This window comes from Nitratireductor sp. OM-1 (assembly GCF_003296175.1).
GTDB classification, from domain to species: domain Bacteria; phylum Pseudomonadota; class Alphaproteobacteria; order Rhizobiales; family Rhizobiaceae; genus Nitratireductor; species Nitratireductor aquimarinus.
Genome location: NZ_CP029209.1, coordinates 437246 through 449795 on the forward strand (window position 1 = coordinate 437246; position 12550 = coordinate 449795).

At 62.7% G+C, this 12550-nt stretch carries 12 protein-coding genes and 1 pseudogene; all 13 read left to right on the forward strand.

Going from position 1 to position 12550, the window contains the following annotated elements:
- The first annotated feature begins 134 nt into the window (after nt 1-134).
- Nucleotides 135-884, forward strand: a complete 750-nt coding sequence (locus DEJ54_RS21140) for a GntR family transcriptional regulator (RefSeq protein WP_113156736.1) — start codon at nt 135-137, stop codon at nt 882-884.
- 72 nt (nt 885-956) lie between these two features.
- On the forward strand, nt 957-1643 hold the full coding sequence (locus DEJ54_RS21145) for an N-acetylmannosamine-6-phosphate 2-epimerase (protein WP_113156737.1): 687 nt from the start codon (nt 957-959) through the stop codon (nt 1641-1643).
- Nucleotides 1644-1683: 40 nt separating this feature from the next.
- A pseudogene (locus tag DEJ54_RS23635) lies at nt 1684-2040 on the forward strand (ROK family protein); the annotation flags it as partial.
- Nucleotides 1977-2522 carry an ROK family protein gene (locus DEJ54_RS21150; RefSeq protein WP_256370550.1) on the forward strand — a complete coding sequence of 182 codons (546 nt, stop codon included), beginning with the start codon at nt 1977-1979 and terminating at the stop codon, nt 2520-2522. The pseudogene DEJ54_RS23635 and the gene DEJ54_RS21150, both read left to right, overlap by 64 nt.
- Nucleotides 2523-2536: 14 nt before the next feature.
- Nucleotides 2537-3868: an extracellular solute-binding protein gene (locus tag DEJ54_RS21155; protein ID WP_113156738.1), complete on the forward strand. Its 1332-nt coding sequence runs from the start codon at nt 2537-2539 to the stop codon at nt 3866-3868.
- Between the two features lie 167 nt (nt 3869-4035).
- On the forward strand, nt 4036-4902 hold the full coding sequence (locus DEJ54_RS21160; RefSeq protein WP_113157129.1) for a carbohydrate ABC transporter permease: 867 nt from the start codon (nt 4036-4038) through the stop codon (nt 4900-4902).
- Complete coding sequence (locus tag DEJ54_RS21165; protein WP_113156739.1) at nt 4903-5724, forward strand: carbohydrate ABC transporter permease; 822 nt, start codon at nt 4903-4905, stop codon at nt 5722-5724. It abuts the gene before it with no gap.
- Nucleotides 5725-6019: 295 nt separating this feature from the next.
- Entirely contained in the window at nt 6020-7042 is a 1023-nt protein-coding gene (locus DEJ54_RS21170) for a tripartite tricarboxylate transporter substrate binding protein (protein ID WP_113156740.1), read from the forward strand.
- 125 nt (nt 7043-7167) lie between these two features.
- The gene (locus DEJ54_RS21175) at nt 7168-8685 is read left to right on the forward strand and encodes a tripartite tricarboxylate transporter permease (protein ID WP_113157130.1); all 1518 of its coding nucleotides are present in this window, start codon (nt 7168-7170) and stop codon (nt 8683-8685) included.
- Nucleotides 8682-9719 carry a Gfo/Idh/MocA family protein gene (locus DEJ54_RS21180; RefSeq protein ID WP_113156741.1) on the forward strand — a complete coding sequence of 346 codons (1038 nt, stop codon included), beginning with the start codon at nt 8682-8684 and terminating at the stop codon, nt 9717-9719. The genes DEJ54_RS21175 and DEJ54_RS21180 overlap by 4 nt, the downstream gene beginning before the upstream one ends.
- A complete protein-coding gene (locus DEJ54_RS21185; protein ID WP_113156742.1) occupies nt 9716-10228 on the forward strand; it encodes a tripartite tricarboxylate transporter TctB family protein in 513 nt (170 codons plus the stop codon). The genes DEJ54_RS21180 and DEJ54_RS21185 overlap by 4 nt, the downstream gene beginning before the upstream one ends.
- 4 nt (nt 10229-10232) lie before the next feature.
- On the forward strand, nt 10233-11072 hold the full coding sequence (locus DEJ54_RS21190) for a sugar phosphate isomerase/epimerase (RefSeq protein WP_113156743.1): 840 nt from the start codon (nt 10233-10235) through the stop codon (nt 11070-11072).
- A complete protein-coding gene (locus DEJ54_RS21195; protein WP_113156744.1) occupies nt 11069-12547 on the forward strand; it encodes a mandelate racemase in 1479 nt (492 codons plus the stop codon). Before DEJ54_RS21190 ends, DEJ54_RS21195 begins: the two co-directional genes overlap by 4 nt.
- Nucleotides 12548-12550: the final 3 nt, after the last annotated feature.

The window sequence follows — 12550 nt, forward strand, 5'->3', positions numbered from 1 at the left end:
ACGTTCTAGACGATCCTGAACACCGCGGCGCTGCTCTCGGGCTTGAATAAGCAGCATATAAAATAATACCAGTTCAAAACCTGTAGAAATTTTGTCATCATGTGCAGCGGACGCAATGACCGAGGCAAAACGGAATGAATGAAGCGGCACTTCTCGATTTCATACGGGGGCATATCGCCAGCGGAAACGGAGCCGAGCCGCTCTATCGCCAGGTCGAAATGGCGCTGGCGGAAGCCATTCATTCGTCGCGGCTGAAACGCGGCGCCGTGATCCCGAGCGAGCGCACCCTTTGCGCCGCCCTCTCCATGTCCCGCGTCACCATTCGCCGCGCCATTGAGGATCTGGAGGCGGATGGCCTGCTGCATCGCAGGCATGGCGCAAAAACGGTGGTTTCGTCGCGGCTGGAGAAATCTCTCTCCACCATGACGAGCTTTTCAGAGGATATGCGTTCGCGTGGTCTGGAGCCCGGATGCATATGGATTTCCAAGGAAACAGGGCGTCCCTCGCCGACGGAAATGATGGCGCTTGGCATTTCGGTTGCCGATGAGGTCGCGCGTCTGAGGCGCATCCGCACCGCTGACAACACGCCGATCGCGATCGAGACGGCGGCGCTGCCTCTGCGCTTCCTGCCGAGACCCGCCGAGGTGGGCGATTCCCTCTATAAGGCTCTGGAGGCCAGAGGGGCCATGCCGGTGCGTGCGGTGCAGCGGATGCAATCGACCCCGATCACACCGGAGGAGTCGCGGCTTCTCGAGGCCCCGCCGCAGACCAGCCTTCTGGTGATGGAGCGTCGCTGCTTTCTGGAAGACGGGCAGATCGTCGAGTTCACGGAAACCAAATATCGTGGCGATGTCTACGATTTCGTCATAGAGCTGCACCGCTAATACCAGTTTGAAACTGGTTGTTATCTGGTATTTTGTCTGCCTATGATATCCTCCACAGATGGAGGAGAAAGCGTGTCGAACCGCATCCTAGCGCTCGAAAACGGGCTGATCGTCTCCTGCCAGCCGGTCACCGGTGGGCCGATGGACACAGCGCCCATCGTCGTTGCCTTTGCGCTGGCGGCGCTTGCCGGCGGCGCGCAGGGGCTGCGCATCGAGTCTGCCGATTATGTGAAAGCCGTGCGGGCCGCCACCGACGCGCCGATCATCGGCCTGATCAAGCGCGATCTGGACACGTCGCCCGTGCGCATCACGCCGTGGATCGGGGATGTGGATGCGCTTGCAGAAGCTGGCGCAGACGTCATCGCCTATGACGCCACGCAGCGCGAGCGTCCCGTGCCGACGGCAGATCTGGTCCGGCGCATTCACGCGGCGGGCAAGCTCGCCATGGCCGATTGCTCGATTGTCTCCGACGCCCGGCAGGCGCTTGACGAAGGGGCCGACATGGTTGGTTCCACACTCTCCGGGTACACGCAAGGGCCGGAACCCACGGAGCCCGACCTTGAACTGATCAGCGCCATGCGTGCGCTCACGCCTCATGTGGTGGCGGAAGGCTGCATTCGTCTGCCGCGTCATGCGGGCGAAGCGCTGCAAGCCGGGGCGCGGCTGGTGGTCGTCGGATCCGCGATCACGCGGCCCGAGCATGTCACCTCCTGGTTCCGGGCCGATATGGACGCCGGGGCGGGAGCGCGTGATGCGTGAGGCTCAGACGGTTCTGGCGCTCGACATTGGCGGCACGAAGATGCTTGCCGCGCTCGTGCGTGGAGAGACCGTTGTCGACAGCCTGAAAGTGCCGACCCCGCGCGATATGGGCGGACCAGCCCAATGGCTCGAAGCGCTCTTTGCGCAGATCAAGCACTGGAAGGGCGCTTATGGATGTGCCGGCGTTGCCGTAACGGGCATCGTGGATGTCGGGCTCTGGTCCCCGCTCAACCGCAGGACGCTGGATTTTCCCGACCGCTTTCCGCTGCTCAAAACCGTTGGTGCGCTTTCCGGCGTGTCCGCCATCGCCGCCAATGATGCGCAGGCTGCTGCATGGGGCGAGTATCGCTTCGGCGAAGCCGAGGGCAATCTCGTCTTCCTGACCGTTTCCACGGGCATTGGTGGCGGCATCGTCATGGATGGGCGGCTGAGAACCGGACTTGCCGGGCATTTCGGCCTCCTGCGGGGCAGGACTTCGAAGGCGCCGGCGGGGATGACAGCGCGCTGGAGGATCACGTTTCGGGCAATTTCATCGCCGCTTCCGCGGTGGCGCAGCGGCCGGGCGCAACGTCGCATGACGTTTTTGACGCGGCGGCCATGGGCGCGGGCTGGGCGAACGATATCATCGACCGTTCGGCCCGGCGCGTGGCCATTCTGTGCGGCAACATTCAGCTCACCTTCGACCCGGACCGCATTGTCATCGGCGGCGGCATCGGGCTTGCCCCGGGGTATCGCGCGCGCATTGAAGCGCAGCTGGATCACGTTCCGGAACGGCTGAAGCCACGGCTCGTGGCGGCCCGGCTTGGGGAGAGGGCCGGCGTTGTGGGCATCGCTGATCTTGCACTTCAAAACACGACACAAAACCAAGTCAAACAATGAATGGGAGAATGGATATGAGACCTGTTGCACGATTTGCAGCCATGTTGGCAGGAAGCGTTTTTGCTGCGGGCCTGTGGGCCGGCGTGGCAAGCGCGGAGGTCACCGTGCTCGGCTGGCCGGGCGGCCCTGAAGAAACGGCGCTGCGCGCCGCAGCCGAAGCCTATAACGCGAAGGACGATGTCAGCGATGAGAACAGGGTCGAACTCCTGTTCTTCAACCGCGACGGCTTCTGGGACAAGCTGCAGGCAGATCTCGCTGCAGGGTCCGATGCGTTCGATCTGAACCTGCTCGCCACCTATTCGATCGGCCGCTATGCGCCGTTCATGGAGCCGGTGGAACTGTCCGACGGGGCGCAGGCGCTTTATGGCGACGCCGTTCTTTCGACCATGCAGTTCGATGGCAAGCAGTATGGCGTGCCGACCGATCTTTCTCTGCATTTCATGTATTACCGCAAGGACCTGATCGATGCGCTGATGAGCGATGACGGCGCCAGGGCGCGTTACGCGGAAATCAGCAAGGAGCATCTCGGCCAGGCGCTTGAGCCCAAGAACCCCGATGACTGGACCTGGGACGATTATGCGGCCACCGCGCTTTATTTCACCAAGGCGGTGAACCCGGACAGCCCGACCCGCTACGGCACCGTTCTGCAGATGAAGAACCTGCTGTTCAACATCATGGTGTGGCAGTCGACCGCGCGTTCCCATGGTGGTGACTGGATGGATGCCGAAGGCAACATCACGGTCAATTCAGATGCATTCCGCAAGGGGCTTGAGCTCTACAAGATGCTCTACGACGCCGGCGCAACGCCGCGCGACTCGCTTTCCTACGAGTTTGCCGAAGCCAATGCCGCCTATGCGGCGGGGCAGGTGGCCGCCATGGTGCAGTGGAACGCGGCTGCCGCCGATCTCACCAATGTGGAAAAATCACCCGCAGTGGGTGACGCGACCGCCACCATCGCTCCACCCGCCGGGCCTGAAAGCCGGGCCACGCATATCCATGGTCTCGGTCTTGGCCTCAACAAGAGCGCCGGCAACAAGGACGGTGCGAAAGCCTTCCTGAAATGGCTCTCCACCGAAGAGGCAGCTCTCATCTACGCCCGTGCGGGCGGTGCGCCGGCTCTCTCGGCCGAGGCTGTCGCAGCAGTGGCGGAAGAGCGACCGGATCTGGTGCAGCTTGGCGAATATGCCGGCGCTTATGGCTACGTGATGAACGGTGGCGCATCGGCAAATGCGCTTGCCATTTACGAGCTGCAGGCAAAGGAGTTTACCGGCTACTGGTCGGGCCAGCAGGACCTCGATACCGCACTTGCCAATGTCGAGAAGGGCATGGCGGATCTCCTGAAGTAAAGCTGGCGTCGGCCCCTCATCCTCCCCTTCTCCCCGCACGCGGGAGGGAGGGGAGGTAGACGTTGCCACTTCTTTCTTCTCCCCGTGTGCGGGGAGAAGGCGCCGGCAGGCGGATGAGGGGCAGCGCCGACCACCAAACCGATCTGGATCACAGACCAAGAAGCACCATGGAAACGACCCATCGCACCGAATGGACGCTGCTTGCCACGCCGCTGATGGCGTTTCTGCTGGTCTGTCTCGGCTTTCCGGCCATCGTCAATCTGATCTACTCGGTTTCCGAAATCAGCTTCGAAACGCTGCGCAGTCCGCAGATCTCCGGTTTCGGCAATTTCGTTGCTGTTCTCACCGATGAGGCGTTCTGGCGCGCCAACTGGTTTTCCCTGCGCTTCGGCCTGCTGACCGCTGTTCTGGAATGTCTGATCGGGCTTGGGCTGGCTGTTTTTCTGGCCCCGCTTTTCAAGAACCGCAGCTGGCCGATTGCCATTCTCATGCTGCCGCTCATGGTGGCTCCGGCCTTGATGGGGTTGATGTATCGCCTCGTTCTGCACGAGTTCGCCGGCCCCGTGCCGCATTATCTCTGGGCCTGGTTTGGAAACAGCCCGGCCTTTCTCGGTCCCAATTCGGCTTTCTGGACGCTGATCGTGGTCGAGACGCTGCAGTGGACGCCATTCGCCTTCCTGCTGTTCCACATGGCCTATCAGGCAATCCCGGAGGAGCTTCGGGAAGCCGCTGCAATTGATGGTGCGACCGGGTTTGCCCGTTTCTGGCGCATCGAGCTTCCGCTGATGTTGCCCACACTGGCGGCGGCGCTTCTGATCCGTTTCATCGATGGCTTCCGGGTTTTCGACAATGTCTACGTGCTGACCGGCAGTGGGGCCGGCGGCTCCACCACTTCGCTGTCGATCTACATTTACGAAGCCTTCTTTAAGCAGGCTGCCATCGGCAAGGCGGTCGCGGCTTCGGTCGTCCTTTTTGTGGCGTCGTTCATGGTGCTTTACGGCCTCAACCGCTTTGCCCGGCGCAGGAGACGATAAATGCTCAATGCGATCCGCTGGGCCGTGTTCGCCCTTGCCGCCTTTGCAATGAACTTTCCGCTCATCGTCACGCTTGTGACCTCGTTCAAGAGCGCGCGTGAGATCTCGACCAATCCGGGTCTCTGGATCAATGCGCCGACGCTCGAGAACTACGTGACGGTGCTCACGGTTTCGGACCGGCTGAATATTTTCCTCTATCTTGCCAACAGCTTCGCCATTGCCGCGATGGGCACGCTTCTGGCCGTTCTTCTGGCGCTGCCGGCGGCCTATGCAATCGTGCGCGGCCGTTTCGGCGAGAAAACGCTGCTGCCGCTGATCGTCAACCTGCGGGCGGTGCCGCTGGTGATCTTCGCGATCCCCATCTACATGATGTTCCAGTTTATGGGGCTGCTCGACACGCGGTTCGGCCTCGGCCTTGTGATGACCATCGTCAACATCCCGCTGGTGCTGATTATTCTCGTGAACGCCATATCGGATGTGCCTTTCGAACTCGATGAAGCGGCCATGATCGACGGCGTGAGCCGGCCGGGCATTCTGGTGAAGATCATTGCGCCCGTCATCCGTCCGGCAATCGTGACCAGCATGATCTTCGGCTTCATCACCGCGTGGAACGAGTTCCTGTTCGGCCTGATGCTGACGACCTCGAAGGCTGTGCCCGTAACGGTCGGCGCATCGTTCTTCTTCGCGGCTTCCGGCGGCGGCGTGCAATGGGGCGTGGCCGCAGCCGTTATGATGGTCGGCGCATTGCCGCCCATGCTTCTCGGACTGGTCATGTACCGCAAGATCAGCGGAACGATGATGGCAGGCGCCGTTAAGGGATAGAGAACGGGGCCGGTTATCCGGCCGTTCCAATGCGCCATCAATAGCCGGGACACGCCGTCTTGCCTGTCTTGCCGCTCTCTCGCCGAGGCGCGGGGGGCTGCTTCATCACGCATTTTTTCCAGAGCGGGGCAGGGGGCTGTCTTCGGCCCCAGCCGCGGGCCATTGCGGGCGGGTTTGCATTCGTTTGCCGGCACATGTGGCGCGCGCGTCTCGGCAGCCTGCGACAAAAGCGCTTGACAGAAAGCCAAAAGACATCGCTAATTATCTAACCGTTTGGTTAGTTAGGGGAACAAAAATGAAGAGCAAGAAACTTGCCGCACGCTTGATTTCTGCGGCTTTCGGAGCGTCAGCGCTGCTTGCCGCTCCGGCTTTCGCCGAGGATTGGAAGCCCACTGAACCGGTGACGATCATCGTCCCGTGGTCCGCTGGCGGCTCCACCGATACTGTCACCCGCGTCGTCGCGGGAGAGCTGAGCAAGGCTTTCGGCCAGAACTTCGTCATTCTCAATCAGCCCGGCGCATCGGGCTCCGTTGGCACGCGCGCTGTCTGGGAAGCGCCGCATGACGGCATGACCATGGCCGCCGGCGCGGCTGCCGATCTCGGGGCCTATCCCGTTTTCGGAACGCTCGACGCGAACCTCGATCAGTGGCGTCTTTACCTCCACGTGGCCAATCCGGGTCTGGTGTCGGTGCGCGCCGACAGCGAGTGGGAGGATTTCGGCGATCTTCTGGAAGCAATGAAGTCGGGAAGCGAGCCGATCACGGTTTCTTCCGGCGGGCTTTCCTCCGCCACGGCGATCTCCATGCAGGCGCTTGAGAAGGCCGCACCCGGCATCAAGTTCCGCCAGATCGTCTATGAAGGCGGCAACCCCGCCGTAATCTCCACGGTTTCGGGCGAGACGCAGTTTACCGCGCAGACGGCAACCGAGCAGGTGGACATGATCCGCGCCGGGCGTCTGCGTCCTCTCGCTGTCATTGCCGACCAACCGCTTGAGCTTCAGGGCTATGGCACGGTTCCGCCGGTCACCGACTGGCTGCCGGAGGTTGCCAGCGCGCCGAACTTCTTCGGCATCTACATTCCTGCCGATGCGCCCAAGGAAGTGCTCGACGCCATGGACAAGGTCTGGGCGGAAAAGATCGCCAATTCCGACGTCATGAAGAAGCACGCCGCCGAGCGCGGTGCGCTGTTCAAGGCGACCCATGGCGAGGAAGCCGCGAAGACCGCGCTGCCCTTCCTCTCGATCAATGCCTGGCAGCAGTTCGACAGCGGCGCTGCGCCGAACGATCCGAGCAAATTCGGCATTCCGCGCCCCGAATAGGGCTGGAATTGCGGCTCCCCCTCCTGTGAGGCGGGGGAGCCTTGACGTTTCGCCTATACGCAACCGGAAGGTATCCGCTGCCAGCTTCCTGGCCGCGCTGACCCCTCCTGTCGACAAGCATGGCCATGGACGGACTCACTCATTTCCTGAGCGCGATCGCCGAGATCGGTTTTTCCGCGCAGATCATCGTTGTTTTCTGGGCAACGCTCCTCGGCATCACCGTTGGCATGATCCCGGGCCTCACGGCCACGCTGGGCGTTGCCCTTGTGACCACGCTGACCTTCGCGATGGAGCAGAACACGGCGATCCTGGTTCTGATCTGCGTTTACATCGGCGCGATCTATGGCGGCGGACGCACGGCCATTCTGCTCAACATTCCCGGCACGCCGGCCAATGCGGCTTCCGCTCTGGAAGGTTTCCCGCTTGCCCGGAAAGGGCGCGCAGGCGAGGCGATGGCCGTTGCGACCACCGGCTCCTTTCTGGGGTCGGTCGTGGGAATGGTCGGACTGGCGCTGGTTGCCCCATGGCTTGCGGAATTCGCGCTTGATTTCACCTCCTTCGAGTTTTTCTGGCTTGCCGTCTTCGGCATTGTCCTTTGCGGCCAGCTCACCGCCATGGATGACGCGCTGAAAGGCTGGATCGCCGGTTTCTTCGGCCTGCTTGTCGCCATGGTCGGGCAGGAGAGCATTCATGCCTATGCCCGCTTCTCCTATGGCATTCGTGACCTTGAAGGCGGCTTCGGCCTTCTCCCGGTACTCGTCGGCGCGTTTGGCTGCACGGAAGTCTTCATCGTCATGCGGCAGGAAGCGACGCGCGCCGTCGCCGGCAAGGTGACGGGCGTCTTCCGCTCTGCGCTTTCCTCCTTCGGCCATGCGCGCACCTGGCTGCGGTCCGGCTTCATCGGCACGTTCATGGGCGTTGTTCCCGGTGTCGGCGAGGATATGGGCGCGTGGGTTTCCTACGCTGCCGCAAAGCGCGCTTCCAAGCGCAAGGAAGAATACGGGCAGGGCTCGACCGAGGGTCTGCTCGCCGCCGAGACCGGCAACAACGCCGCCGTGCCCGGCGCGCTGATCCCGGTTCTGACCCTTGCCATTCCCGGTTCCGCGCCGGCTGCTGTTCTGCTCGCCGCCATGATCATCCATGGCCTGCGCCCCGGACCGCTGATCATGATCACGCAGGCCGACTTCTTCTATTCGGTTGTCGCCATGGTCTTCTGGGCGAGCTGCGCCATGCTGATCCTCGGCCTGCTTCTCACGCGGCCGCTGCTGCTCATCCTGCGCGTGCGGCGTGAATGGCTGATGGGCATCATCTTCGTGCTGTGCACCGTCGGCGCATTCGCCATTGCCGGCCGCATCTTCGATGTCTGGGTCATGATCGGTTTCGGCCTGATCGGCTTCATGATGCGCGAGGCCGGTTTCCCGGTCGCGCCGATGATCCTCGGCGTCGTGCTTGGGCCGATCCTCGACAACAATCTGCGTCGCAGCCTCGCATTGACGCAGGGCGATCCGCTGCCGTTCGTCACGCGCCCGATAAGCGCGGTAATCGCTTCGCTGGTCTTTCTCATCATCATTTTCAGCCTGCCGCCCGTGCGTCGCCGCGTCGCCGCCTTCCGGGCGCGGTTCGCGCGGGGAGGTGCACAATGACGGTGCGAAACGTTCTCCTGTGCGGCTTTGGCGCGTTCGGCGCGCAGCATGCCGCCGCCTGGCGGCAGAGCATGACGGCCCCGCGCCTGTTCATCAGCGATCCCGATCCGTCTGCCCGCGAAAGGGCGCGCGCCCTCGGCCTCGGGTATGTTGCGGAGGATCCGTCCGTCTATCTGGATCAGGTCGATCTCGTCGACATCGTCACGCCGCCGCGTTTGCACCTGCCCGTGGCTCTGGCGGCTCTCGCGCGTGGCAAACACGTTTTCATCGAGAAGCCGGCAGTCACGTCGCTGGATGAGGCGCGGCAGCTGATGGCTGCGGTTGATGCCTCAGGCTGCGCCGTCCAGATCGGCTTCGTTTTGCGCTGTCATCCGCTCGTCGAAAAGGCGAAGACGCTCATCGCGTCGAGGGCCATCGGCCGCCTGCTTGCGGTCGAAGGCGATTTCTCGGGATGGAAGCGCATGCGCGACGATTCCACCATCATCGAAAATGACGGCGTGCATTTCCTTGATCTCATGCGCCATCTGGCAGGCGTTCCCGTGCGCTCGGTCGAGGCCCGTGGGGTAAGCCTGCTCGGCGCGGAAAAGGACGATGACATCCGCATCGACCTTGCTTTCGAGGAAGGCATATCCGGCAATCTGCGGCTTGGCGTCCTTGCCTGTGGCGAGGTGGAAGACGGGTTCATGCAGGGCGCGGTGACCACAAAGCGGCTGCGGCTGATCGGCGATGCCGGCAACATCGTCATCGATTTCAACCGCAATACGCTCACGCAGGCGCAGGTTTCCTACACACCGTCGGCCGGGGGCTGGAAGGTTTCACCGGGCGCAATGACCAGCGAACAGGTGATCGGGGTTACACCGTCATCTCTTCTGGCAAAGAGCTTCGATCTGTTCGCATCCGTCATCGAAAGCGGTGGGCCGACCCTGTGCGCCGCCGATGAGGGCGCTCTGGAAATGGCGGCCCTTCTTGAAGCCATCGACCGCGCGCTTGTGCGGGAACCGCTGCCGCAGATCGCACTGGAGAAGGGAGCATGAGCATGCGCACCATCAACAGGACCGATTTCATCTCCGGCATCGTGGTGGCGGTAATGGGCGCTGCCGGGCTGATCGCCTCACTGCGCATGCCGCGCTTTGAGGCGCGGGGCGCAGATCCTTTCACCGTGCCGGGTCTCACGCCGGGGCTTCTGAGCGCGGTTCTCTGCGTTCTCGGCGTCGTGCTTCTGCTGCGCGGCATGTCGGGCCGGGTGTTGGCTGAGGGTGCGCGGCCAAGCATCACGGAATGGACCCGCGCCAGTGCGGCCCGCACGATCTTCACCATCGTGATGGTGCTTCTTTATGGAACGCTGCTGTTCGGTCACATGCCGTTCATCCTGGCCACGGCGCTTTTCATCTTCGTCTTCACGGTGGGGGCGGAGCTGATCGACACCGAACGAAGCCTGCCCATCTGGAAGCTGGTGATCGGTGGTCTGGTGCTGGCCGGAGTTGCGGCGTTCGCCATCGACTTCGTTTTCACCGATCTCTTCCTCGTTCGGTTGCCGGGGTGACGTGATGAAACTTTCTCTGTGCAATGAAGTGCTGCGCGACCTCTCTTTCGAGGAACAGTGCCGGCTGGCCAGCGCGCTCCGTTATGACGGGCTTGAGGTGGCGCCCTTCACCCTGTCGGATGAACCTGCCTCCGTTCCCGCCGCCGAGCGTCGCCGTTTGCGGCAGATGGCTGCCGACCATGGCCTTGAAATCACCGGCCTGCACTGGCTTCTGACCGCCCCGGAAGGGCTCTCCCTTACGAGCGACGATGCCGCTGTGGCCGCCCGCACCCGCGATCACATGCTGGCGATGGTCGAGCTCTGCGCCGATCTGGGCGGCAGCGTTCTTGTTCACGGTTCGCCCGGACAGCGCCAGTTGCGCGACGCGGCTTCGCCCGAGCATGCGCGCGACATCGCCATGGCGCATCTCGCTGCAGCAGCGGATGCGGCGGCGCATGCCGGTGTTCTTTACTGCATCGAACCGCTTGCACCCTCAATGGACGATTTCGTCAACACGGTTGCCGACGCGGTGAAGCTTGTCGAAACCATTGGCTCGCCCGGCTTTGCGACCATGCTCGACACCTATGCTGCGGTGGGCGGCGAAGCCGAACCCGCAGAAGCGGTTCTGGACCGCTTTCTGCCCGGCGGCCATGTGCGCCACATCCATTTCAACGACCGCTCCAAGCGCGGGCCGGGCCTTGGCGCCGACCGGTTTGCACCAATCGTCGATTGCCTCGTCCGGCATGATTATGACGGCGTCATCGCCGTGGAACCGTTCGACTACCACCCCGATGGGCCGGGTGTTGCGGCCTTCGCCGCAGGCTATGTCCGGGGACTTTTGGAAATGCGGAAGGAGTGTTCATGAGCACGACCAAACTCAAGGTCATCGGTGGCCGCATCGGCATTGCCAATGCCTTTGCGCGCATGCCGTTCCGCTTCGGCGTGGTGACCATGGAAGCCGCTGCCAGCGCGACGCTGGAGCTTGAGGTTTTCGTCGATGGGAAGCCGGTTCTGGGCTATGCCTCCGACCTTCTCGCCTACAAATGGTTCGACAAGCGGCCGGAAAAGACGCCAGCCGACAATGTTGCAGACCTCCTCTGGGTGGTCGAGGAAGCGCTCGCCGTCGCCAGAAACCTGCCGGAGGGTTCCCTGTTCACGCTCTGGCGGCAGCTTGATGAAGAAGTCGACCGTCGCGCTGTCGCAGCCGGTTTCAACAGGCTTGGCGCTTCCTTTGGCGTCTCAATGGTGGAGCGCGCCATCATCGATGCGCTGGGCAGGTCAACCGGGCAGAGCTTCTTCGGCATGGTGCGCGGCAATGCGTTCGGCATTGATGGCGGCGCGGTCTTTCCCGAGCTTGCGGGCATGTCGCCGGCCTCGATCCTTGCCGAAAAGCCACTGGAGCGCATCGGACTGCGGCACACGGTCGGTCTGGTCGATCCGATTGAGGCTGGCGACATCGCGTCGGCTGACCGGCTTGATGACGGTCTGCCCGAAACGCTCGCAGACTATATCGAGCAGGACGATCTCAGCTATCTCAAGATCAAGATTTCCGGTGATCCCACATCGGACATGGCGCGGCTGGAGCGCATCGCAGGGCTGATGGATCGGACCGGCAGGGCATTCGCGCTGACGCTCGATGGCAATGAGCAATACAACCGGCTTGAGGAGTTCGCCGCGTTGATGGACGCCATTCGCGGCAATCCGGCGCTTGATCGCTTCTATGATGCGATCCTTTTCATCGAGCAGCCGCTGGAACGCTCGGTCGCGCTTTCCGCGCCGCTGGACCCCAGGGCTCTCAAGACAATCGGAAAGCCACTTTTGATCGACGAGGCCGATGGCTGGACGGGCGCCTATCATGAGGCGATTGCGCTTGGCTATCACGGTGTGAGCCACAAGAACTGCAAGGGCGTCATCCGCTCCCTGCTGAACGCGATGCTTGCCGAAACGCGCAATCGCGAAGCGGGGCCGGGCGTCTACTTCCAGTCGGCGGAAGATCTCACCTGTCTGCCGGTGGTGTCGCTTCAGGCCGATCTCGCGGTCGTGGCCGCGCTTGGCATCACGCATGTGGAGCGCAACGGCCACCACTATTTCCATGGCCTTGAGCATTTGCCCGCCCGTGAGGCGGAGGCCGCTCTGGCCGCCCATCCCGATCTTTATCGGCGCGAGGGTTCTTCCATCGTCACCGCCATCAATGGCGGCGCGCTCGACATTGCCTCATTGCAGGTCCCCGGCATGGGGTTCGCCTGCCTGCCCGACCTCGGTCAGCGCACACGCGCTGCCGACTGGACTTTCGATAGCCTCAACAAAAGCGATGCCGGACATGCCGGCACAGGAGACTGAGAC